Source organism: Streptomyces sp. NPDC054872, assembly GCF_053610705.1.
The window spans coordinates 317,982-339,986 of the sequence record NZ_JBSGYY010000001.1; the positions used below are offsets into that span (position 1 = coordinate 317,982).

Consider the following 22,005-nt stretch of genomic DNA (forward strand, 5'->3'; position numbering starts at 1 on the left):
ATGGGACGAGTCACGGAGCGCCGCCGCGTCATCCGCATCAGGGACGGGGCCGTCACCGAGCGGCCGGACACCCTGGTCGCGGAGGAACCGCTGGAGATCAGGCTCAACGGAAAGCCCCTTGCCATCACCATGCGCACGCCGGGTGATGACTTCGCACTCGCGGCGGGCTTCCTGGTGAGCGAGGGGGTGCTCGGCTCGGCGGACGAACTCCAGTCGATCGTCTACTGCGCCGGGGCCACGGCGGACGGTGTCAACACGTACAACGTGGTCGACGTGAAGACCGCTCCCGGGCTCGTCCTGCCCGACATCAATCTCGAACGCAACGTCTACACCACCTCGTCCTGCGGCCTGTGCGGCAAGGCGAGCCTGGACGCGGTCCGTACGACGGCCCGCTGGGCGATCGACGACACGGACGGCGGCGCCACTCCCCCGGTCCGGCTCGGGACCGACCTGCTCGCGTGCCTCCCCGACCGGCTGCGCGCGGCCCAGCGGGTCTTCGACCGGACCGGGGGTCTGCACGCGGCGGCGCTCTTCTCGGAGGACGGCGAGCTCCTCGACATACGGGAGGACGTGGGCCGGCACAACGCGGTCGACAAGCTCGTCGGGCGTGCCCTGCAGGACGACCGCCTGCCGCTGTCGCGCGCGCTCCTCCTGGTGTCGGGGCGCGCCTCGTTCGAGCTGGCGCAGAAGGCGGTGATGGCGGGCATCCCGGTGCTCGCCGCCGTCTCCGCGCCGTCGTCCCTCGCCGTCGACCTGGCCGCCGAGACGGGCCTGACCCTGGTCGGCTTCCTGCGCGGCTCCTCCATGAACGTGTACGCGGGCGAGCACCGGATCGCCGTGCGGGCCGCGGCCTCCCAGGGCTGACCGGCCGCTCCCCGCTGCACGGCGGCGGGGCCCCGACCGGCGGGGAGCGCCCCCTGCGCCGGCGGGGTCCCGGTCCCGCTCCCTCTGCTGCCCCGTCCGGGTTCCGGCCCCTGACCAGGCCGCGTCCATTCGTGCCACGCACGCTTCTTGTGGGGTGTCGAGCCGTCCAAGTAGCGTCTGAGGCGCGAACGTTGGACGTGGGATGTCAGGATGTCCAGTCACCTCGAAGGGTGGGCCGCGCCATGCCATCAGCTCTCCGTTTACGCCTCAGATCCCTGCGCACCGCCACGGCCGCGCTGACCGTCGTCGCCGTCGGGACGCTGCTGCCCGGGCCCACGGCGCAGGCGGCGCCGGACGACCGGGCGGCGGGGTTCGAGCAGCAGGTGCTTTTCAAGGCCTCGCAGGATCCCGGGTATGCCTGTTACCGCATTCCCGCCGTGGTGAAGACGGTCAAGGGCACGCTCCTCGCCTTCGCGGAGGGGCGGGTGAACGACTGCAGTGACGCGGGTGACATAGACATCGTCGTCAAGCGGTCGCACGACGGCGGCCGCACCTGGGGGCCGCTCCAGGTCGTCAACGAAGGCGCCGGTGACACGCACGGGAACCCCGCGCCGATCGTCGACCGCAGGACCGGCCGCATCGTCCTCGCGGAGACGTACAACACGGGCCGCACGGACGGGCAGAACTGCGCCATACCGTGTGACCGCACCCCGCACATGCAGTACAGCGACGACGACGGCCGCAGCTGGTCGGCGCCGCGCGACCTGAGCGACCAGATCCTGCCGGAGGACTGGAACTCCTGGTACGCGACCGGGCCCGTGCACGGCCTCCAGCTGACCCGCGGCCGGCACGCGGGACGGCTCGTCTTCACCGCCAACACCGAGACATGGGACGGCAGTCGGGTCACCGCGAACCACGCGGCCCTGATCGTCAGCGACGACGGCGGCGACAACTGGAAGATCGGCGCCAAGGACTCGTACCCGATAGCGCAGGACGGCACGTTCCGGCAGAAGCCGTCGGAGATGACCATCACGGAGCGCCCGGACGGCGCGCTCTACGTCAGCGGGCGCGAGCAGGACGGCACCGACCTCGGGCATCGCACCCACACGATCAGCCGCGACGGAGGTGGCTCCTTCGTCTCGCCCTTCAAGGCCATCCCCGACCTCTACACGCCCCAAGTGCAGGGTTCCTCGCTCCAGTTCGGCAAGCGGATGCTGCTCGCCTGCCCGGGCGACCCCGACCGCCGGCGCACGATGCAGATCCGCTCGTCCTACGACGGCGGCCGCACCTGGGACAGCGTGGACCGCGGGACGACGGTCACCACGGACTGGTCCGGCTACTCGGACATGGTGCGGGCCGACGGCGAGCACGTGGGCCTGATGTACGAGGGCGGGGCGGTCGACGCCCGCGACGAGATCCGCTTCGCGCGCTTCACCGAGGACTGGCTGCAGCCGCGCCGGGGCCCGGACCCGACGACCAGCGACCGTGCGCCGCGCGCGAAGCCCGCGGCCGTGCTCGGCGGGGCGTCCACCACCGACGGCCGGTTCGGCAAGGCCATCGCCCTCGACGGCCGGGACGACGCCGTACGCCTGCCCTTCCGGGGTCAACTGCCGCTCGGGACGAAGGACTTCACCGCGTCTATGTGGTTCCGGTACTCCGCGACCAGTGGTGAGCAGCCGCTGCTCTGGATGGGCGGCATCGGCACCAACCAGCCGCAGGTGTGGCTGCGCGGTGAGCCCGCGAGCAACCGGGTCACGGGCCTGATCACCACGCGTCAGGGCTCCACTCCCCCGAAGTCCGCGTCCGTGCGCACCACGGGTGCCTACAACGACGGCCAGTGGCACCACATCACCCTGCGGCGGGGCGGCGGGCAGCTCACCCTCTCCGTCGACGGCACGCGGATCACCGCCGCGGACGTCCCGGGCACCGTCACCCGCACCTCCGGGTACGGGTTCCACGTCGGCCAGCGGGTCGACAGCCGAGCTCACTTCAGTGGTTCCATCGACGAAGTGCGCGTCTACGACCGCGCGTTGAGCGATGCCGAGCTGACCTCGCTCGGCGAGGACGGCGCGGCCGAGGCGCCTGTGACGAGGGACACCGTCGCATGGCTCCCCATGGACCACATCCGCGCGAGCAACTAACGTCCCGCACGTGTCCGACGACCAAGGTCCACGCCGGGGCCGGGGCGCGCGCAGGACGTGGCTCGTCCTGCTGCTCGCCCTGGTCTGCGCGGCCGTGCTGCTCATCGCCCTCCCGGACGACGACCGGGAGGGCGGCGACGCATGTCGGGCACGCACCGTCTCGTCCTGGACCGCCGACGACGAGGTCACCGACGCCTTCGCCCGCTACGGCGACGACACCGCGCGGGCGGACGACTGGACCGGCGGCGACGGCACGCATTCGGTGCGCCTGCCCGACGGGCGGCTCCTCTGGCTGTTCTCCGACACCTTCCTCGGCCAGGTGCACGCGCCCCCGAACCCGGCGGGCCAGCCGCACACCTGGCGTGACGCGACCGCGCCCATGGTCCGCAACTCGGGTGTGGTGATGTCGCGTTCGGGCTCCCTGCAACGCACCCTGCCCGCCCCCCTCTTCGCCGACCCGGCTCCCCAGCAGTGGCGCTGGCCGGTCGCCGCGAAGGTGGAGCCCCGCTCCCCCGGCTCGTCCGAGAAGGTCGTCCGCGTCCTGCTGTGGACCCGCTCCACCGGCACGGGCCCGTGGATCTACGGAGTGCCGCACGCCACCGAGGTCGCCACGCTCTCCCTGCCCGACCTGCGCGTCGAGGGCATCGTCAAGGTCTCCGACCAGAGTTCCGTGCCGGACCTCGACAAGCGTGTCCTGTACGGCACGACGACGGTGGACGACGGCGACTGGACGTATGTCTTCGGCGGCAACGACGGCAAGGCGGTCTCGCGCCCCGCCTCGCACGCGTACGTGGCCCGCGTCCCCAAGGGCAGGCTGGCCGAGCCCGGCGCGTGGCGGTACTGGGACGGCGAGGACTGGACGGAGTCCGGGAAACCGCGGGCCGTGCTCGGTGACGGCGAACGCAAGGGGGTGGGCAGCGCGTTCACCGTGGTGCGTGTGAAGGGGACGTACGTCCTGTTCACGATGGCCGCGGGGGCGGAGGGCCTGACCAAGGTGACCTCCTACTGGGCGTGTTCGCCGACAGGCCCCTGGCATGGCCCCGCCAAGGGCTTCGCGCCGCCCCTGCCGAAGGACGGCGCGGCCCGGCAGGACACGGCGGCGTACAACCCCCAGGCCCATCCCGCGCTCAGCGACGACGGGCGGCTGCTGCTCAGTTACGACGTCAACTGGCTGGACGCGGCGCCAGCGAGCGCGCAGGCGAACGTCAGCCGGAACGTGTCGCTGTACCGACCGCGGTTCGTGTCCGTTCGGCTGGCGACGGCTCGGTGACGGAATCCTCGGCGTCCACGGCGACCTCGGGGTCGCGCGAGCGCCGCTTGGCGATCACCGCGCAGACCATCAGCTGCATCTGGTGGAAGAGCATCAGCGGCAGCACGGCGAGCGAGGCCTCGGCCCCGAACAGGACGCTCGCCATGGGCAGTCCGGCCGCGAGGGACTTCTTCGACCCGGCGAACTGGATGGCGACGCGGTCGCCGCGGCCGAACCCGAGCCGCTTGGCGCCGTACCAGGTGAGGGTGAGCATCACGGCAAGCAGCACCGCCTCCACGCCGAGCAGCGCGCCGAGCCGCAGCGGCGTCACCTGGTGCCAGATGCCCTGCACCATGCCCTCGCTGAACGCGGTGTAGACGACGAGCAGGATCGAGCCGCGGTCGACGAGGCCGAGCACCTTCTTGTTCCGTGTGATGAAGCCGCCGACCCACCGGCGCAGGAACTGACCGGCGAGGAACGGCACGAGGAGCTGCAGCACGATCTTGAGGACGGAGTCCGCGGAGAACCCGCCCCCGCTGTTGCCGAGCAGGGCGGCCGCGAGCAGTGGCGTGAGGACGATGCCGGCCAGCGAGGAGAAGGAGCCCGCACAGATCGCCGCGGGGACGTTGCCGCGCGCCATGGAGGTGAAGGCGATCGACGACTGGATCGTGGACGGCACGAGCGTCAGGAAGAGGAACCCGCTGTAGAGGGCGGGCGTCAGGACGTACGGGACGAGCGCCTCGGCCGCGAGACCGAGCAGCGGGAAGACCAGGAACGTACAGGCCAGGACGGTGGTGTGCAGCCGCCAGTGCTTGAGCCCGTCAAGTGCCTCGCGGGTGGATAGCCGCGCCCCGTAGAGGAAGAACAGGAGCGCCACGGCCCCGGTCGACGCGCCACCGGCGACATCGGCGCCCACGCCGCGCGCGGGCAGCAGCGCGGCGACGCCTACTGTGCCGAGCAACGCCAGGATGTAGGGGTCGATCGGCATCCAGGTGGGCCAGCTCGGGCGTTTCACTTCGCTCCAACGGTTCGGTTCATGTCGTGCCCTCTCGATGATCCTCCTGATCACCGCGATCGGGAATCCCGGATACCGCTCTGACTGTCATCACGTTCCGCGATAGCCTCGGGATCATGTACGACCCCGCCCAGCTCCGTACGTTCCTCGCGGTGGCCCAGACGTTGAGCTTCACCCAGGCCGCCCGGCGCCTGGGGCTGCGCCAGTCCACGGTGAGCCAGCACGTGCGCCGCCTGGAGGACGCCACCGGGCGCCAGCTCTTCGCGCGCGACACGCACTCGGTGGAGCTGACCGAGGACGGCGAGGCCATGCTCGGCTTCGCGCGACGGATCCTGGAGGTGCACGAGCAGGCGACGGCGTTCTTCACCGGCACGCGGCTCGGGGGGCGGCTGCGGTTCGGCGCGTCGGAGGACTTCGTCCTGACCCGGCTCACCGACATCCTGGAGTCGTTCCGGCACGATCACCCCGACGTCGACCTGGAGCTGACGGTCGAACTGTCCGGCACGCTGCACGAGAAGCTGGACGCGGGCCAACTCGATCTCGTCCTGGCCAAACGGCGCCCGGAGGACCCGCGCGGCGAACTTGTCTGGCATGACGAACTGGTGTGGATCGGCGCCGAGCGGCTGCGCCTCGACCCCGACAGACCGGTGCCGCTCATCGTGTACCCGCCGCCGGGCATCAGCCGCGCCCTCGCCCTGGAAGCCCTGGAGCGGCGCGGCCGTGCCTGGCGGATCGCCTGCACGAGCGGCAGCCTGAACGGCCTGGTCGCCGCGGCCCGCGCGGGGCTCGGCGTGATGGCGCACTCGCACGGCCTGATCCCGCCCGGTCTGGTCCGTGTCCCGGAGCGGGCCGGCCTCCCGGAGCTCGGCGCTGTCGACTTCGTGCTCCTGCACGGGGAGCGTCGGGCCTCGGCGCAGGGCGCGGCGGACGCACTCGCGGCATCGATCCTCGCGGGCGGCGACCGACTGCACCGACGGCGTCAGCGGGGATAGGGAACTCAGCGGGGATAGGGCCGGTACGTGAGCTGTTTGACGCGGCGCATGAACGGCGCCGTCTCGACGTGCTGGACGCCGTCGAGCTGCCCCAGTTTCCCGCTGAGGTAGGCGTAGAGCGCCGGGATGTCCCGGGTCACGGCCGTCGCCATGATGTTGGAGGGCCCGGCCACGGCGGTGGCGTGGGCGATCTCGGCGTGGGAGGCGAGGGCCTTGCCGACCGAGTCCATGGCCCAGGGTGCGGTGGTGATCCAGAGCATCGCCCCGACGTGCAGGCCGATGAGGGCGTTGGCGTACTCGATGTCGATGTAGAGGGCGCCGGACGCGATCAGCGCGCCCAGGCGTCTTTTGACGGCCGACTCCGAACGCCCGGTGGCCTGCTGGAGTTCCGGGTAGGTCGCGCGGCCGTCCTGTTCGAGGGCGGCGACGAGCGGCTCGTCCTCCGGCTCGATCCGCTGGGGCGCCTTGGCGCGGGCGCCGGAGGTGGCCTGCCCGGCGCGCAGGGCCGCGATCTGGTCGTCGCCGAGCGGCCCGTGCTTCATCAGCCAGCCGTCCGGGCCGCCGAAGAACCGGTGCAGCATCTGCTGGGCGCGGATGTCCACGATGTGCGGGGTGCGCGGGAGCTTGGCGAGCAGCAACTCGTCCTGGTCGGTGCGGGTGCGCGGCCTGGTGCAGCAGACGACTTCGGTGCCGCCGGAGGTGAGGCCGATCCAGGAGGTATCGGAGCGGCGCGCCAGGGCGGTGGCGATGGCGTCCGCGCCGTCGGGGGCGCAGCGAAGGCGCAGCATCCATTGGTCCTGGCCGAGCTTCTCGTGGTCCCGGACGGCGACGATCCGCAGGCTGCCGTCGGACACCAGCCTGCGGTAGCGGCGGGCGACGGTCTGGTCGGAGACCCCGAGGACGGCGGCGATCTTGCTGAAGGGCGCGCGCCCGTCGAGCTCCAGGGCCTGCAGGAGCTTGACGTCGAACGGGTCCGGAGCGTCCGGGGTGGCGGATTCCATCGCTGCACTGCCCATCGATGTCGGATTCCTTCGGTCTCACGCGTCTGATGATTTGGATCGTCCGGCCGGGCTCCATCGTACGAGGCACGCACACACGCGTCGTACACATCGCACGAGGAGAACCGAGAATGCGTACATGGGGGCCGCTCACAGCGGTATGCCTGGGGACGTTCATGCTGCTGCTGGACGTGACCATCGTGGTCGTGGCACTGCCCGACATGGCGAGAGCGCTCGACGCCTCGCTGAGTGATCTGCAATGGGTCATCGACGGCTACGCCCTGGCGCTCGCCGCGCTGCTGCTCGGGGTCGGCGCCGCGGCGGACGTGCTCGGCAGGCGGCGGCTCAACGTGGTGGGCACGGCGCTCTTCGCGCTCGCCTCGCTGGGCTGCGGGCTCGCCACGAACGCGGAGGTCCTGGTGGCCGCCCGCGCCGTGCAGGGCCTGGGGGCGGCCGCGATGTTCGCGACGACGCTGCCGCTGCTCGGCGCCGCCTACCGGGGGCGGGACCGGTCGGTCGCGCTCGGGGTCTGGGGCGCGGTCAGCGGGGCCGCGGCGGCGCTCGGGCCGATCGTCGGCGGGCTGCTCACCGAGGGGCCCGGCTGGCGGTGGATCTTCTTCGTGAACCTGCCGGTGAGCGTCGCATCGATGTGGCTGACGCTGCGCGTGGTGCCGGAGTCGAAGGGCCAGGCGGGTCGCCGGGTCGACTGGGCGGGCACGGTGACGTTCGCGCTGTTCGCGGGCGCGCTGACGTACGGGGTGGTGCGGGCCGGGTCGGAGGGCTGGTCGTCCGTGCCCACCGTGGTGACCCTCGCGGTCTCGCTGCTCGCGCTCGTCGCGTTCGTGGCCGTCGAACGCCGGGTGGCGCACCCGCTGCTCGATCTGCGGCTCCTGCGCATGCCCGCGTTCACGGGCGTCCTGGTCGGCGCGATCGGTTACAACGCTGCCGCGTTCGGCCTGATGCCCTACCTCTCGATCTGGCTGCAGACCGTGCTCGGCATGAGCCCGGTGACCGGCAGCCTTGTCATGCTGCCGCTTGCCGCGACCTCGTTCGTCGTGGCCGCGCTCGGCGGGAGGCTGCTGCACGGGGTGTCCGCGCGGCTGACCATCGGCGTGGGCCTGCTCCTGATCGGCGCGGGCGGCATCGCCCTCGCGGTGCTCGACGCGGGGTCCTCGTGGGGTTCGCTCGTGCCGGGCCTGACGCTCGCGGGCGTCGGCACCGGCCTGGTCTCGCCCGCCCTGGGGGGCGCGGCCCTCGCGGCCGTGCCGCCGGCGAACGCGGGGATGGCGGGTGGCGCGGTCAACACGTTCCGGCAGCTCGGGTACGCGGTCGGCGTGGCCGCCTTCGGCACCGTGCTCACCTCGCGGATGCAGGACTCGCTCGGCCACGACGCGGCGCACACCGTCGCGGGCGGCGGCGCGTCGGCGGTGCGGGGCACGCTTTCCGAGCAGGCCGTGCGGTCGGCGTTCGCCTCCGGCCTGAACGGGGCCGCGGTCGTCGCGGGCGTGGTGGGCCTGGCGGCGGGAGCGGCGGTCCTCGTCATGGTGCGGTCAGCGCGCTCAGCACCGGAGGCACCGGCAGCACCGGCAGCACCCCAGGCCCCGGAAGTGATCGTTCCGGCCGCCGCCGGGCCGGTCTCCGAGAGGAATCCACAGCCGTAACCGCTGCGTACAGATTCGGTGGAGATTACGCCACCGAAACTTACTGAACCGTAAGTATTCTGTCCCGCCTCTCCCCTTGTGGCCGCATTTCACCGGCTGACCAGCGTGGATGGTACGTACCGAGGGGTCGGTCACCCCTCTCCCGCCGGGCTGCGGGGTGGGGTACCGTCACCGGCGCTGTGCGGAGCGCCACAAGGAGCATCATTGCGCGAGTTCACGAACCCTCCGATGGCGTCGGCGCCGCTGGTGGGCGGCCTTGCCGACGTGGTGTTCGACCATGCCCTCCGGGACCCGCTCCACATCGCCTTCGGCCGTAAGACCGACGGCGAGTGGCGTGACGTCACATCGGCGGAATTCCGCGACCAGGTGATGTCCCTCGCCAAAGGGCTGCTCGCCCAGGGCGTGCGCTTCGGTGACCGCGTCGCCATCATGTGCCGCACCCGCTTCGAGTGGACGCTCTTCGACTACGCGCTCTGGACGGTCGGCGCCCAGGTGGTGCCGATCTACCCCACGTCCTCCGCCGAGCAGGTCTTCTGGATGCTGCACGACGCGCAGGTGTCGGCCGCCATGGTCGAGCACGAGGACCACGCGATGACGATCGGCTCGGTGATCGACCGGCTGCCGCAGCTGCGCAGGCTGTGGCAGCTGGACGCCGACGCCGTGGAGGAGCTGTACCGGGCCGGTCAGGACATCGACGACGAGGTGGTCAACCGCCACCGGCGCGCCGTCACGCCCGACTCCATCGCCACGATCATCTACACCTCGGGCACCACGGGCCGCCCCAAGGGCTGCCTGATCTCCCACGCGAACTTCATGTTCGAGGCGGATACGGTCATCGAGCGCTGGGAGCCGGTCTTCCACTCCCGGCGCGGCGACGAGGCGACCACGTTGCTCTTCCTGCCGCTCGCGCACGTCTTCGGGCGCATGGTGCAGGTCGCGGCGGTCCGCGGCGGGGTCAAGCTGGGCCATCAGCCGAGCCTGAACGCGGCGGCGCTCATCCCGGATCTGGCCGCGTTCCGCCCCTCCTTCATCCTGGCCGTGCCGTACATCTTCGAGAAGGTCTTCAACGCGGCGCGGCGCAAGGCCGAGAAGGACGGCAGGACCGGCCCCTTCGACAAGGCCGTGGAGTGCGCCGTGCGGTACGCGGACGCGATGGAGGCCAAGGCCTTCGGCACCGGTCCGGGACCCTCGGCGGCCCTGCGCATGCAGCACTCGCTCTTCGAGAAGCTCGTCTACGCCAAGGTGCGCGACGCGATGGGCGGACGCGTCCGGCACGCGATGTCGGGCGGCTCCGGGATGGACCGGCGACTCGGCCTGTTCTTCGCGGGCGCGGGCGTCGAGATCTACGAGGGCTACGGCCTGACGGAGTCGACCGCCGCCGCCACCGCCAACCCGCCCGAGCGCACCCGCTACGGCACGGTCGGCCAGGCCATCCCCGGCACCACCGTCTACATCGCGGAGGACGGCGAGGTCTGGCTGAACGGCGACAACGTCTTCCAGGGCTACCTCAACGACCCCAAGGCCACCGACGCGACCCTGCACGAGGGATGGCTCGCCACCGGCGACCTGGGCGCACTCGACGAGGACGGCTACCTCACGATCACCGGGCGCAAGAAGGAGATCCTGGTGACGTCCGGCGGCAAGAGCGTCTCGCCGGGGCAGCTGGAGGAGCGGGTGCGCGACCATCCGCTGGTCGCGCAGTGCATCGTGGTGGGCAACGACCGCCCGTACATCGCGGCGCTCGTCACCCTGGACGGCGAGGCCGTCGAGCACTGGCTGAACATGCGCCGCAAGCCGCCGATGTCCCCGACCGACCTGGTGCGCGACCCGGATCTGGAGACCGAGGTGCGGCGCGCCGTGGTGGCCGCCAACACCCTTGTCTCCCAGGCGGAGTCGATCCGTACGTTCCGGATACTGGCCCACCAGTTCACCGAGGAGCACGGACTCCTCACCCCGTCGCTGAAGTTGAAGCGCAAGGCGATCGAGAACGCCTACTCGGCGGAGGTCGAGGCTCTTTACCGGGCGTGAGGTGAGCGCGGCGCGTTTCTGACGGTTCATCAATTACCGCCGCGTCGGTTATTGACGGTTCATCAGGTCCCGCACAGAATCAGCCCCACTTCGACGGAGGGGGCTCGAACCGTGTCGCGATCGATCCGCACCATCACCGCCACCGTGGCCGCACTGCTGCTCGCCACCGCCTGCAACTCCGCCTCCAACAGCAGTGATTCGAGCGGCGACAAGGCAGGCGGCTCCGTACGCGGCGTGAGCGCCGACTCCATCAAGGTCGGCGGCATCGTCTCCATGACGACCGCGAGCGGCTACAGCAAGAAGGACACCGACCTCGGCGCCAAGGCGCGCTTCGACCGCGTGAACGCCGAAGGCGGCGTACACGGACGCAAGATCGACTATCTGGGCGCCGAGGACGACGGCCAGGACCCGGGCAAGAACCTCGCGGCGGCGCGCAAACTCGTCCAGCAGGACAAGGTGTTCGCGGTGTCACCGATGAGCTCGGTCACCTTCTCCGGCGCCGACTTCCTCCAGAAGCAGAAGGTCCCCACCTTCGGCTGGGGCACCATCCCGCCCTTCTGCGGGCCGAGTTACATGTACGGCTACGGCGGCTGCATGGTCCCGATGCCGGGCGGCACGATCACACAGAGCTGGCCCGAGGGCCTGAAGAAGGTGACGGACGGGTCGAAGGGCAAGTCCGTGGCCATCCTCGCCAACGACAACGACGCGGGCACCTTCGCCATCCGCACCTACAAGCAGAGCTTCGCGGCGGCCGGCTACAAGGTGACGTACGCCAAGTCGACCGTGCCCGCGACCTCCGTGCCGAGCGACTGGTCGGCGTACACCAAGGAGATCCTGCGCTCGGACGGCGGCAAGGCGCCGGACGTGGTCGTCTCCGTGATGCAGACCCCGTACAACATCGGCCTGTTCACGGCCGTCAAGCGCTCCGGCTTCAAGGGCGTGATCACCGACCCGACCGACTACGACCCCGGTCTGCTCGCCAAGAGCGCGACGAAGAAGGCGCTCGACGGAGTGCACATCCTGCTCGCCTTCCAGCCGTTCGAGCAGAACACGGCGGCCATGAAGCAGTTCAAGGCGGACATCAGGAAGACGGCGGGCAAGGACGTCCCGCTCAACATGCACATGATGACCGGCTACATGTCGGCCGACCTCTTCCTCGCCGTCGCCGAGAAGGCCGGCAAGGACCTGACCGTCGACTCCTTCCAGCAGGCGGCGAACGGCTTCTCCGACCAGGACACGATGGTCGGCGACCGCAGTCTGCCCAAGGGACAGAAGGAGTCGTTCGGCTGCGGCGCCCTCGTGCAGCTGAAGGGCGGGAAGTACTCGGTGTCCGCGCCCTTCAAGTGCTATGACCCCATCCCCTTCAAGTAGAAGGGCGGGGCAATCGTGTCCGACCTGCTGGGATTCGTGCTGAGCGGTCTCGTCTCCGGCGCCCTGTACGCGCTGCTCGCGACGGGGCTCGTCCTGTCCTACTCCGCCTCCGGTCTCTTCAACTTCGCCCACGGAGCGACCGCCTACCTCTGCGCGCTCGCCTTCTACGAACTCCACTCCGGCTTCGGCTGGCCCGCCGTACCGACAGCCCTGCTCCTCGTCTGCGTCGTGGCGCCCGCGCTCGGCTGGGGACTCGACCGGCTGATGTTCAGGAAACTGGCGCGGGTGGGCGAGACCGCGCAGATCGTGGCGACCATCGGTCTGCTCGTCGCGCTGCCCGCGCTCGGCCTGTGGGTGGTGGAGCTCCTCGAGGACGCGGGCGCGTCCGTCAAGCCGGCCGAGAACCAGTTCGGACTGCCGGGCGTGGGCCCGAGCCCCGCCAAGAACTGGCAGCTCATGGACGGTGTGGGCATCGACTCCGACCAGCTGATCACCTGGGTCGCGACGGCCGTGGTCGCGATCGGCCTGTGGATCCTGATGCGGCACACCCCGCTGGGGCTCCGGCTGCGGGCCGCGGTGGACAACCGCTCGCTGGTGGAGCTGCGGGGCATGAGCGCGGACCGCCTCTCCTCGGTGGCCTGGATGCTGTCGTCCGGCCTCGCGGGCCTGGCGGGTGTCCTCGCGACGCCCCTGCTCGGCCTCTCGTCGCACGACTTCACCCTCTTCCTGTTCGTGTCGGCCACGGCCGCGGTGCTCGGACGCTTCATGTCGATCCCGCTCGCCTTCGCGGGCGGCCTCGGCCTGGGCGTCCTGCAGAACCTGGTCGCCGGGTACGCGGACTTCGCGGAGAAGATCACCGGTTTCCGCACGGCGGTTCCCTTCCTGATCCTCTTCGCCGGGCTGCTCCTCATGGCACGGCGCCGGCGGACGGCGGGCACGGCGGCGGTGGACGCGCCGCCGATCGACTATCTGGCGGGGAAGTCGTGGATGCGGCGCTGGGGGCCGTGGGCCGCCGGGGGCGTGCTGCTCGCGCTCTCCTTCTACACGGTGACCACCCCGTTCTGGAGCGGGATCCTCGCGCAGGGCCTGGCGATCTCCCTGGTCTTCGTCTCCTTCACCGTGGTGACGGGCCTCGGCGCGATGGTGTCCCTGGCGCAGGCGACGTTCGTGACGGGCGCGGCCCTCGTGGCGGGCCTGCTGATGAGCCATGGGTGGCCGTTCATCGCCGCGGCGCTCGTGGGGACATGCGGGGCGGCGGTGCTCGGCGCCCTCGTCGCGCTGCCCGCGCTGCGCCTCGGCGGCCGGTCACTGGCGCTCGCCACGCTTGCGCTGGCCTTCCTCGCCGATCAAGTCCTCTTCCAGATGGGGTGGTTGCGCAACGGCGACACCGGGTGGGAGATCCCGCGCGCCGTCTTCGGCCCCGTCGACCTGAGCGACGACCGGGCGATGGGCGTGGCGATGGTCGTCCTCGTCACGGTGGCCGTGGCCGCGCTGAGCGCGCTGCGGGGGTCGGCGACAGGGCGGGCCATGCTGGCGGTGCGGTCCGCTCCGGCGGCGGCGATGGCCTCCGGGGTCTCGGTGGTGCGGACGAAGCTGCTCCTGTTCACGCTGTCGGCCGGGCTCGCGGGGTTCGGGGGCGTCATGTACGCGTCGTACAACACCCGCATCACGGCCACCGACTTCACCGCGATGACAGGCCTCGTGTGGCTGGCGGTGGTGGTGGCAGCGGGAGTGCGCAGGCCGCAGTTCGCGGTGGTGGCGGGGCTGGTCTTCGCGATCATGCCGCACCTGATCGCCGACTACGTCACGGAGTCGGTGCAGCTGCCGGTGATCCTGTTCGGGTTGGCGGGGTTGGCGTTGGCCAATGATCCGGACGGGTATTGCGCGGCGGTCTCGGTGCGGATGCATCGCAGGCGCGTACGGGTGGTGAGGGCTGAGGCCGCCTCCGGCGGGGACCTTCCCCAAGCCCGCTCCTCCCCGAAACCTGGGGCTCCGCCCCCGGACCCCCGTATCGGCCTGCGGCCTCGTCCTCAAACGCCGGACGGGCTGGACCATCCAGCCTCTGCGGCGGAAGAAGCCCTCACCCTCCACGACGTCCACGCCGGATACGACGGCGCCCCCGTACTCCACGGGGTGGACCTCACCGTCCACCCGGGCGAGATCGTCGCCCTCCTCGGCCCCAACGGCGCGGGCAAGTCCACGACGTGCAAGGCCGCCGCCGGGCTGATCACCCCCGCCAAGGGGCGGATCCTCGTGGCCGGGGACGACGCCACGCACCGCGGCCCCGTCCACCGCTCCCGGGCGGGAGTCGTCCTCGCCCCCGAGGGCCGCGGCATCTTCCCCGCCCTCACCATCGAGGAGAACCTCACCCTGCACCTGAAGGAGGGGCATGCCCGCGACGCCGTCTACGACCGCTTCCCCGGCCTCGCCGCACGGCGCAAGGTCACCGCGGGCTCTCTCTCCGGAGGAGAACAGCAGATGCTCGCCCTCGCACCCCTCCTCCAGCGCCCGCCCAAGGTGCTGATCGCGGACGAACCGTCCCTCGGCCTCGCCCCCCGCGTGGTCGAGGAGGTCTTCCGGCTGCTCGCCGAACTCCGGGACTCCGGTACGGGGTTGCTCCTCGTCGAGGAGAAGGCCGCCGAGATCCTCGACGTCGCCGACACCGTCGCCTACCTCGCGCAGGGCCGGGTCTCCTGGTGCGGCCCGCGCTCCGAGGTCCGGGCCGACCAGCTGACCGAGGCCTACCTGGGCATGGCCGCGCGGGACCGGACCGAAGGAGTGGGCAGGCCATGAGCGAGCGCGTCCTCGAAGCCGCAGGCATCGGCGTTCGTTTCGGCGGCATCCACGCCCTCACCGACGTGGACCTGAGCCTCGGCCCCGGCGAGGTCTGCGGCCTGATCGGCCCCAACGGGGCCGGAAAGACCACCCTGTTCGACGTCGTGTCCGGCATCCGCCGCCCCGACCAGGGGCGCGTCCTGCTCGACGGCGCCGACGTCACCCGCCGCTCCCCCGTGTGGCGCGCCCGCCACGGCATGCGCCGCACCTTCCAGCGCCAGCAGCTCTTCGGACAGCTCACGGTCTGCGACAACCTGCTCGTCGCGCAGGAGTGGCGCGGGGGCGGCGGCGGGTTCGCCGCGGATCTGCTGGCGGCGCCCACGCGTCGTACGCACGAGAACGCAAGACGCGCCCGTGCCTCAACCGTGCTGCGGGAGTGCGGACTTGAGGCCCTGACCGACGACTACGCGGGCGCGCTGCCCGTCGGCCGGGCCCGCATGGTGGAACTGGCACGCGCGGTGGCGGACCCGCCCAGGGTGCTCCTCCTCGACGAGCCCGCCTCCGGCATGACGGCCGACGAGCGCGCCCAGCTTTCGGCGGTCATCCGGCACCTCGCGGACGAGGAGAACTGCGCCGTCCTCCTCGTGGAGCACAACGTCGCCTTCGTGATGGAGCTCTGCGCCCGCGTGGTCGTCCTCGACCTCGGTCATGTCCTGGCCGAGGGCACGGCGGCCGAGGTGCGCGCGGACCCCAGGGTGCGCGACGCGTACCTGGGGACGACACCGGACTAGGCCGTGCCCGGCCGGCGGCGGGGCCACACGGATCGGCCACCGGATGTTCAGCGAACCACTCACCGGACGTTCACATAAGTATTCCGTGTTCAAAGATGTGCAATAGAGTCGTGCATATGGGAGTGGTCAAGGAATGCGGCACCGTACGTGATCGTTGACCATGGGAGTACCACCCGACGACTTAAGGATCGAGAGCTCGTGAGCAAGGTCCCCCCGATCATCCTGAACAACGGCGTCGAGATGCCGCAGCTCGGTTTCGGTGTCTGGCAGGTCCCGGACGACGAGGCCCGGTCGGCCGTCACGACGGCGCTGGAGGCCGGGTACCGCAGCATCGACACCGCGGCCATCTACGGCAACGAAGAGGGCACCGGCAAGGCCATCGCCGCCTCCGGCATCGCCCGCGAGGAGCTCTTCGTCACGACGAAGCTCTGGAACACCGACCAGGGATACGACTCCACGCTGCGGGCCTTCGACACGTCCCTGGAGAAGCTCGGCCTCGACCACGTGGACCTGTACCTGATCCACTGGCCGCTGCCCTCCAAGGGTCTCGCCGTGGACACGTACAAGGCCTTCGAGAAGATCCAGGCCGACGGCCGCGCGAAGTCCATCGGCGTCTCGAACTTCCTGCCCCAGCACCTGGAGCAGCTTCTCGCCGAGACGTCGGTCATCCCCGCCGTCAACCAGATCGAGCTCCACCCGCACCTCCAGCAGCACGCCTCCCGCGAGTTCCACGCGGAACAGGGCATCGCCACGGAGGCCTGGTCCCCGCTCGGCCAGGGCAAGGGCCTCCTGGAGGTCCCGGCGATCATCGCCATCGCCCAGAAGCACGGCCGCACGCCGGCCCAGGTCGTCCTGCGCTGGCACATCCAGCTGGGCAACGTGGTGATCCCCAAGTCCGTGACCCCGTCCCGGATCAAGGAGAACATCGACGTCTTCGGCTTCGATCTTGACCCCGAGGACATGGCGGCGATCAGCGCACTGAACGAGGACCGGCGGCTGGGTCCGGATCCGGCCACGTTCGACGTCGCCTAGTCAGCGGACTTCGCGAAGGGCGTCGCTCCCCGGTGCATCGGGGAGCGACGCCCTTCACCTGTTTCTGCCCACCTAGCCCTTGACCCCCACATGCACCGTCTGCGCCGACAGCAGGAACACGTCGGGCCTGTGGTGCAGGCTCTGTTCGTCGTCGGCGTCCAGGAGGCGGTCGACCGTGGTCAGGTCGTCGGGGGCCAGGGTGTCCTCGTGCATGTCGCGGCGGCGGGAGAGCTCGGAGATGATCTGGGCGCGGGCCGCTTCGGAGACGGGGGCCGGCAGGTCCAGGAGGAAGGTGCGGGTGCCCGCGTGGCGCAGGCCCGCTTCCTTGAGGAGCGTGGGCCAGTCCTCCGTGACCGCCTTCGCGCCCGGCAGGTCCGCGCGCATGCGCGTGAACCACTCGTCGTCCGCCAGGTCGAAGCGCGTCTGGAGGCCCGGCCGGCCGAAGCCGATGTCCCGGGGCAGGCTGCGCTGGTTCAGGCCGCCCTCCAGGAGTGCGATCGCGCCGCCGGGTGCGAGGCGGTCGGCGAGGGCGGCCAGCGCCGCCTCCTGGTCGCCGACGTGGTGCAGGGCCCTGCCGATCCAGAGAAGGTCCGCGAGCGGCAACTCGCCGATTCCCTCCGGGAGTTCCGCGTGCAGGGTGCTGAACCGGTCCGTCAGGTTCTCCCTGGCCGCCCGCTCCCGTGCGCGGTCAAGGAGGGGCTCCGCCGCGTCCACCGCGATGACCTCCGCCTTCGGGAAGGTCTCCGCGAGAAGGAAGGTGATGGACCCCGAGCCGCTGCCGACGTCCGCGATCAGGGCAGGCTCCGGCTGCCAGGTGCGCAGCCACGCGGCGATCTCGCGGTTCTGCGGGGCGGCGAGCTCCGCGTTCCGTTCCAGCATCGGGCCCATGGTGGCCCAGTCGATGTCCTCGTGGTGGTGGCCGTGCTTGTGGCTGTGCTCGTGGTCGTGAGCCATGGTTCTGCCGCCGCCTTCGCATGTCGGGGTGGTGGGGTCGGAGCCATGTCCAGCCTGCGCCGTCGCCCCCTCCCCGGCCAGTCGTCTTGCGGTTTCGGCAAACGCGGTGGGCTGACCCGGTCAGGAGTAGCGGGCGTGCAGCTTCTTCGCCGTTGCCGCCAACCGCGCGCGCAGTTCCGGTGGTTCGAGCACCTCGATGTCCGCTCCCAGTCGGAGGAAATCGTCGTGGGCGTGGGCCACGGACTCGATGGGCAGCACCGCCCTGATCCAGTCTTCGCCGTCGCCGCAGCCGGGTTCGGTGTGGCCCGTCTCCTCGGCGGCGCGGGCCGCGGGGCCCGTCAGGCGTGACACCGCGTGCGGCGCCAGGCGTACGACCGCCTCGCCCTGCCGCAGCCGCGCGTGGAAGGACTCCTGGTACGACGTCCAGTACGTTGCCAGGCCGAAATGTGGGGGGACTTCGAACTGGCCCTGAGTGGAGGTCAGTTGGATGATCTGGTCGACTCGGTACGTGCGCGGCTCGCCCGCTTCGGTTGCCGCCGCCACCACGTACCAGCGGCCCGCCTTCAGGACCAGGCCGTACGGTCGCAGACTGCGCTCCACCTCGGTGGGGGCCCGCCAGCGGCGGTAGCGGACGTGCAGGACACGGCTGTTCCATACCGCGTCGGCGACAGCGGTCAGGTGGGGTACGTCGTCGGCGCGCGCGTACCAGCCGGGCGCGTCCAGGTGGAAGCGGGCGCCGACCCGGTCGGCGTGCGGGCGCAACTCCGCCGGGAGCGCTGCGCGCACCTTGAGCTGGGCGGCGGCGAGGACCGGGCCGAGACCCAGCTCCGCGGCGGGGCCCGGCGCGCCCGCCAGGAAGAGCGCCTCGGCCTCCGGCACGGTCAGGCCGGTGAGGCGGGTGCGGTAGCCGTCCAGGAGCCGGTAGCCGCCCGCGTGGCCCGCGTCCCCGTAGAGCGGGATCCCGGCGGTGTGCAGCGCTTCGACGTCCCGGTAGACCGTGCGGACCGACACTTCCAGTTCGCCGGCGAGCTGGGCGGCCGTCATCCGGCCCCTGGTCTGGAGCAGCAGGAGGATCGAGACGAGCCGGTCAGCCTTCACGGCGACACCTCCCCCACATCTTCCGGGCACCTGGCGAACTTCACTGACACCAGATGTCAGTGAAGCGGGCCTAGCGTCCCTGGCATGCCCTTTCAGGAGAAACTGCGGCACTCGCCGCCGCCCGTCGAGGTGGCGGGCCGCCGCGTCAAGCGCTATCACGTCACCGCCGACCCGGCGGGCATCGAGCCCGGCGTCGAGAAGGCGGCGTACGAGATCCTGCCCCGGCTCCTTCCCGAGCCGGACGGGACGCCGCCCGCGACGTTCGTCGTGCTGCACCGGGGCGGGGACAGCGGCGCCTACCTCAACGCGTACAGCTGGGTGTGGGACAACGTCCTGCACTGCCGCGTCGCCGTCGCGGGCCAGCCCGCGCTCGGCTGCCCCGACCAGGACCCGACGCACTTCATGCTCCTCGACCGGCCGCTGATCGGCTGCGTCTGGGAGCTGCCGCCCCTGCTGCACGAACGCGACGCGTGGGTACGGCACGTGCTCGCCCCCGAGCTTCCCCGCCTGCCCGACCTGGACGCCTACATCGCCGACACCCTGCCCGACGGCACCACAGGAGACCACCGCTCATGAGCAGCCCTGACGACAGCGGCCCGCACGACTTCGACTTCTTCTTCGGCGACTGGGACGTCGCACACCATCGCCGGACGGACTTCCTCGACCCTGCGAGCGAGTGGGAGGAGTTCGCTGCCGTCAGCCGCTGCTGGAGCCTCTTCGGCGGGGCGGCCAACATCGACGAGATGGACTGCCCCACTGAGGGCTTCATGGGCCTGACCCTGCGGCTCTTCGACCGGGAAACCGAGCAGTGGTCGTTGAACTGGTCGTCGAGCCGCAGCGGCAAGCTCTTCCCGCCCGTGTACGGACGCTTCGGGGCGAACGGCCGCGGCGAGTTCTACGGAAACGACGAGCACGACGGCAAGGCCGTCCGGGTGCGCTTCGTCTGGTCGGGCATCTCCGCGAGCACCGCCCGCTGGGAGCAGGCCTTCTCCGTCGACGAGGGGGAGTCCTGGCTGATCAACTGGACGATGCGGTTCACCCGGCAGGCGGCTTCCCAAACGACGCGAGTGTGAACCGCGGTTCGGGGCGCGGGTCTTCCTGGTCGGGAAGGGCAGCGAGGCCCTTCGCGAGCCGAGCGGCCAAGGGGCTGTCGGGCGGGACGCGCGTGAACCAGCCCCGGCCGAGGTCGTCGGCCGTGGAGCGGGGTGTGCGGCCCTGACCGTGACCCCGGAAACGGGCACCGCCGGCCGGCGTCAGGCCCCGCGCCGCCGCGTACGCCTCGACCGCCTGGGCGCGGTCGACCGCGGGACCCACCGGACGCGGGGCCAGCACGGCGTCGATGTCGCTGCCCACGTCGTGCGCGGCGGCCTTGTCGACGGTCGTGACGAACACACCGCCGGGCCGGAGCACTCGGGCGCACTCGGCGACGACCGCCGCTGCCTCATCGGCACCGGACAGGAGATGGAGCAGCCACACCGCACACACCGCGTCGAACGAGTCGTCGGGGAAGGGGAGTTGACGGCTGTCGCCCAGGACGACGGAGCCCGGCAGCCGCCCCGACGCCATGCGGGCCATGTTGTGCGCGGAGTCCACCCCAGTCACCCGCAGGCCCGCCCCGGCGAGGCTCCGGGTGACAAGGCCCGTGCCGCAGGCGACGTCCAGGAGGGTGCGGGCGTGGGGCGGCAGCAGACCGAGGACGGCGGCGGCAGCGGCGGCGGCGCGCGGCTCTCCGCCCCGCGACGCGTCGTAACGGTCGGCCTCCTTGCCGTAGTCCAGCATCCGCTCAGACCGCTCCGTGCCCGACCGCCAACTCCTCCACACGGGCCGCGAGTTGGAAGTCGCGCACCGTGAGAGCGCCGCCCACGCTGTGCGTGTTCACGGACAGGGTGACCGTGTCGTAGCCCAGCGTCAGCTCGGAGTGGTGGTCGAGCTCCTCCTGGATCTGCGCGATGTGCACGACCATCGCCGTCGCGGCGAAGTGCGAGCCGAGCCGGAAGGAGCGGGTGATCCGGTCGCCGGCGAGCGCCCAGCCGGGCAGCTCCGCGAGCCGCTCCTCGACGTCCTTTTGTGACAGCGGTTCGAGTGACATGGACGCGCCCTTCTCATGGACACCGGCGTATGTGTGCACGTACATCCCTCAGCCTGCCACATCGCCTCCCGCGAGGCCCTGATCAGGCCACTCGGTCGAGCCCCTTCGATTACTGTCCGGGTATGACAACTGCCGTGTCCACCAAGGAAAGCACCGGCGTCGGCCCCCTCCTGCGCGGCTGGCGCGAGCAGCGCAAGATGAGCCAGCTGGAACTGGCGCTACGCGCCGACTCCTCAGCGCGGCACATCAGCTTCATCGAGACCGGCAGGTCACGCCCGAGCGAGGAGATCGTGCTGCGCCTCGCCGAGCACCTCGACGTACCCGTGCGGGACCGCAACTCGCTGCTCCTGGCGGCCGGTTACGCACCCCGCTTCCGGGAGACCCCGATGGACGACCCCTCGATGGGCGTCCTGCGGGAGGGCCTCGAACGACTCCTGCGCGGCTACGAGCCCTATCCCGCCCTCGTCGTCGACGCGGCGTACGACGTGGTCGCCGCGAACCGCGGCATCGCGATGATCCTCGACGGCATCCCGGAGCACGTCCTGCAGCCGCCGCTGAACGCCATGCGGCTCACGCTCCACCCGGAGGGCCTCGCCCCCAGGATCCGCAATCTGCGTGAGTGGCGTGGGCATCTGCTGCACCAGATGGAGCGGCAGATCGCGTTGCAGCGTTCGGACGCGCTGCGAGCGGTGTACGAGGAGGTGGCGGCGTACCCGGTGGAGGACCCCGGTGTCGACGTGTTCGATGCCGAGGGGCCGCAGAGTGGCGTTCCGTACTTCGCGCTGCCTCTGCGCATCGAGCACGACGGGCACCTGCTGTCCTTCATCTCGTCGATCTCGACCTTCAACACGCCCATGGACGTGACGGTCGCCGAACTGGCCATCGAGACGCTCCTCCCGGCCGATCCGGCGACGGTCAAGTACCTCCAGTCGGCGTCCTGAGCCCTA

Annotated in this window: 19 protein-coding genes; 13 read left to right on the forward strand and 6 right to left on the reverse strand. The window is 71.2% G+C overall.

The genetic code is table 11. The annotated features are described in order from the left end of the window. The 3 genes from fdhD (at nt 1) to ACWGIH_RS01375 (ending at nt 4,275) form a co-directional block, all read left to right on the forward strand. Complete coding sequence (fdhD, locus tag ACWGIH_RS01365) at nt 1-864, forward strand: formate dehydrogenase accessory sulfurtransferase FdhD (protein WP_453443766.1); 864 nt, start codon at nt 1-3, stop codon at nt 862-864. Nucleotides 865-1,106: 242 nt separating this feature from the next. After that, complete coding sequence (locus tag ACWGIH_RS01370; RefSeq protein ID WP_453443765.1) at nt 1,107-3,005, forward strand: exo-alpha-sialidase; 1,899 nt, start codon at nt 1,107-1,109, stop codon at nt 3,003-3,005. A gap of 10 nt (nt 3,006-3,015) precedes the next feature. After that, nucleotides 3,016-4,275, forward strand: coding sequence for a DUF4185 domain-containing protein (locus ACWGIH_RS01375; protein WP_453443763.1), 1,260 nt, complete (start codon nt 3,016-3,018; stop codon nt 4,273-4,275). Here the strand turns inward: ACWGIH_RS01375 and ACWGIH_RS01380 are convergent. Further along, nucleotides 4,211-5,269, reverse strand: a complete 1,059-nt coding sequence (locus tag ACWGIH_RS01380; protein ID WP_453443761.1) for a bile acid:sodium symporter family protein — start codon at nt 5,267-5,269, stop codon at nt 4,211-4,213. The two genes, ACWGIH_RS01375 and ACWGIH_RS01380, sit on opposite strands and share 65 nt — an antisense overlap. Before the next feature lie 116 nt (nt 5,270-5,385). On the opposite strand from ACWGIH_RS01380, the gene ACWGIH_RS01385 reads away from it, so the two are divergent. Further along, nucleotides 5,386-6,261, forward strand: a complete 876-nt coding sequence (locus tag ACWGIH_RS01385; protein WP_453443759.1) for a LysR substrate-binding domain-containing protein — start codon at nt 5,386-5,388, stop codon at nt 6,259-6,261. Nucleotides 6,262-6,266: 5 nt separating this feature from the next. Here ACWGIH_RS01385 and ACWGIH_RS01390 read toward each other — a convergent pair whose 3' ends face one another. Continuing rightward, complete coding sequence (locus ACWGIH_RS01390) at nt 6,267-7,277, reverse strand: Lrp/AsnC family transcriptional regulator (RefSeq protein ID WP_453443757.1); 1,011 nt, start codon at nt 7,275-7,277, stop codon at nt 6,267-6,269. Between the two features lie 113 nt (nt 7,278-7,390). On the opposite strand from ACWGIH_RS01390, the gene ACWGIH_RS01395 reads away from it, so the two are divergent. The 6 genes from ACWGIH_RS01395 to ACWGIH_RS01420 all read left to right on the forward strand — a co-directional run bounded on the left by ACWGIH_RS01395 (nt 7,391) and on the right by ACWGIH_RS01420 (nt 16,917). Then, complete coding sequence (locus ACWGIH_RS01395; protein WP_453443755.1) at nt 7,391-8,920, forward strand: MFS transporter; 1,530 nt, start codon at nt 7,391-7,393, stop codon at nt 8,918-8,920. Between the two features lie 204 nt (nt 8,921-9,124). Beyond that, nucleotides 9,125-10,948, forward strand: a complete 1,824-nt coding sequence (locus ACWGIH_RS01400) for an AMP-dependent synthetase/ligase (RefSeq protein WP_453443753.1) — start codon at nt 9,125-9,127, stop codon at nt 10,946-10,948. A gap of 111 nt (nt 10,949-11,059) precedes the next feature. Continuing rightward, on the forward strand, nt 11,060-12,319 hold the full coding sequence (locus tag ACWGIH_RS01405; protein ID WP_453443751.1) for an ABC transporter substrate-binding protein: 1,260 nt from the start codon (nt 11,060-11,062) through the stop codon (nt 12,317-12,319). Between the two features lie 15 nt (nt 12,320-12,334). Further along, on the forward strand, nt 12,335-15,112 hold the full coding sequence (locus ACWGIH_RS01410; RefSeq protein ID WP_453443749.1) for an ABC transporter permease subunit: 2,778 nt from the start codon (nt 12,335-12,337) through the stop codon (nt 15,110-15,112). After that, nucleotides 15,109-15,885, forward strand: coding sequence for an ABC transporter ATP-binding protein (locus ACWGIH_RS01415; RefSeq protein ID WP_453443747.1), 777 nt, complete (start codon nt 15,109-15,111; stop codon nt 15,883-15,885). Before ACWGIH_RS01410 ends, ACWGIH_RS01415 begins: the two co-directional genes overlap by 4 nt. 240 nt (nt 15,886-16,125) lie before the next feature. Further along, a complete protein-coding gene (locus ACWGIH_RS01420; protein WP_453444045.1) occupies nt 16,126-16,917 on the forward strand; it encodes an aldo/keto reductase in 792 nt (263 codons plus the stop codon). 72 nt (nt 16,918-16,989) lie between these two features. Here the strand turns inward: ACWGIH_RS01420 and ACWGIH_RS01425 are convergent, their stop codons facing one another. Together ACWGIH_RS01425 and ACWGIH_RS01430 are read right to left on the reverse strand one after the other, a co-directional pair. Continuing rightward, on the reverse strand, nt 16,990-17,871 hold the full coding sequence (locus ACWGIH_RS01425; protein ID WP_453446050.1) for a methyltransferase: 882 nt from the start codon (nt 17,869-17,871) through the stop codon (nt 16,990-16,992). 120 nt (nt 17,872-17,991) lie between these two features. Then, nucleotides 17,992-18,969, reverse strand: coding sequence for a helix-turn-helix transcriptional regulator (locus tag ACWGIH_RS01430; RefSeq protein ID WP_453446048.1), 978 nt, complete (start codon nt 18,967-18,969; stop codon nt 17,992-17,994). 84 nt (nt 18,970-19,053) lie between these two features. Here ACWGIH_RS01430 and ACWGIH_RS01435 point away from each other — a divergent pair, with 84 nt between their 5' ends. Continuing rightward, the gene (locus tag ACWGIH_RS01435; protein ID WP_453446047.1) at nt 19,054-19,545 is read left to right on the forward strand and encodes a hypothetical protein; all 492 of its coding nucleotides are present in this window, start codon (nt 19,054-19,056) and stop codon (nt 19,543-19,545) included. Then, nucleotides 19,542-20,042 (forward strand): hypothetical protein, encoded by a 501-nt coding sequence (locus ACWGIH_RS01440; RefSeq protein ID WP_453446045.1) that lies wholly within the window; start codon nt 19,542-19,544, stop codon nt 20,040-20,042. The genes ACWGIH_RS01435 and ACWGIH_RS01440 overlap by 4 nt, the downstream gene beginning before the upstream one ends. Here the strand turns inward: ACWGIH_RS01440 and ACWGIH_RS01445 are convergent. Further along, nucleotides 20,005-20,748 carry a class I SAM-dependent methyltransferase gene (locus tag ACWGIH_RS01445; protein ID WP_453446043.1) on the reverse strand — a complete coding sequence of 248 codons (744 nt, stop codon included), beginning with the start codon at nt 20,746-20,748 and terminating at the stop codon, nt 20,005-20,007. The genes ACWGIH_RS01440 and ACWGIH_RS01445 overlap by 38 nt on opposite strands. A gap of 4 nt (nt 20,749-20,752) precedes the next feature. Further along, the gene (locus tag ACWGIH_RS01450; RefSeq protein WP_453446042.1) at nt 20,753-21,058 is read right to left on the reverse strand and encodes a 4a-hydroxytetrahydrobiopterin dehydratase; all 306 of its coding nucleotides are present in this window, start codon (nt 21,056-21,058) and stop codon (nt 20,753-20,755) included. A gap of 122 nt (nt 21,059-21,180) precedes the next feature. Here ACWGIH_RS01450 and ACWGIH_RS01455 point away from each other — a divergent pair, with 122 nt between their 5' ends. Next, nucleotides 21,181-21,999 carry a helix-turn-helix domain-containing protein gene (locus ACWGIH_RS01455; protein ID WP_453446041.1) on the forward strand — a complete coding sequence of 273 codons (819 nt, stop codon included), beginning with the start codon at nt 21,181-21,183 and terminating at the stop codon, nt 21,997-21,999. The last annotated feature ends 6 nt before the right edge of the window (nt 22,000-22,005 follow it).

What these genes read in the sequence shown, in the direction of transcription:
- fdhD (WP_453443766.1), top strand. Translation starts at nt 1, where the DNA reads ATGGGACGAGTCACGGAGCGCCGCCGCGTCATCCGCATCAGGGACGGG.
- ACWGIH_RS01370 (WP_453443765.1), top strand. Translation starts at nt 1,107, where the DNA reads ATGCCATCAGCTCTCCGTTTACGCCTCAGATCCCTGCGCACCGCCACG.
- ACWGIH_RS01385 (WP_453443759.1), top strand. Translation starts at nt 5,386, where the DNA reads ATGTACGACCCCGCCCAGCTCCGTACGTTCCTCGCGGTGGCCCAGACG.
- ACWGIH_RS01390 (WP_453443757.1), bottom strand. Translation starts at nt 7,277, where the DNA reads ATGGGCAGTGCAGCGATGGAATCCGCCACCCCGGACGCTCCGGACCCG.
- ACWGIH_RS01395 (WP_453443755.1), top strand. Translation starts at nt 7,391, where the DNA reads ATGCGTACATGGGGGCCGCTCACAGCGGTATGCCTGGGGACGTTCATG.
- ACWGIH_RS01415 (WP_453443747.1), top strand. Translation starts at nt 15,109, where the DNA reads ATGAGCGAGCGCGTCCTCGAAGCCGCAGGCATCGGCGTTCGTTTCGGC.
- ACWGIH_RS01420 (WP_453444045.1), top strand. Translation starts at nt 16,126, where the DNA reads ATGCCGCAGCTCGGTTTCGGTGTCTGGCAGGTCCCGGACGACGAGGCC.
- ACWGIH_RS01425 (WP_453446050.1), bottom strand. Translation starts at nt 17,871, where the DNA reads ATGGCTCACGACCACGAGCACAGCCACAAGCACGGCCACCACCACGAG.
- ACWGIH_RS01435 (WP_453446047.1), top strand. Translation starts at nt 19,054, where the DNA reads ATGCCCTTTCAGGAGAAACTGCGGCACTCGCCGCCGCCCGTCGAGGTG.
- ACWGIH_RS01440 (WP_453446045.1), top strand. Translation starts at nt 19,542, where the DNA reads ATGAGCAGCCCTGACGACAGCGGCCCGCACGACTTCGACTTCTTCTTC.
- ACWGIH_RS01445 (WP_453446043.1), bottom strand. Translation starts at nt 20,748, where the DNA reads ATGCTGGACTACGGCAAGGAGGCCGACCGTTACGACGCGTCGCGGGGC.
- ACWGIH_RS01450 (WP_453446042.1), bottom strand. Translation starts at nt 21,058, where the DNA reads ATGTCACTCGAACCGCTGTCACAAAAGGACGTCGAGGAGCGGCTCGCG.
- ACWGIH_RS01455 (WP_453446041.1), top strand. Translation starts at nt 21,181, where the DNA reads ATGACAACTGCCGTGTCCACCAAGGAAAGCACCGGCGTCGGCCCCCTC.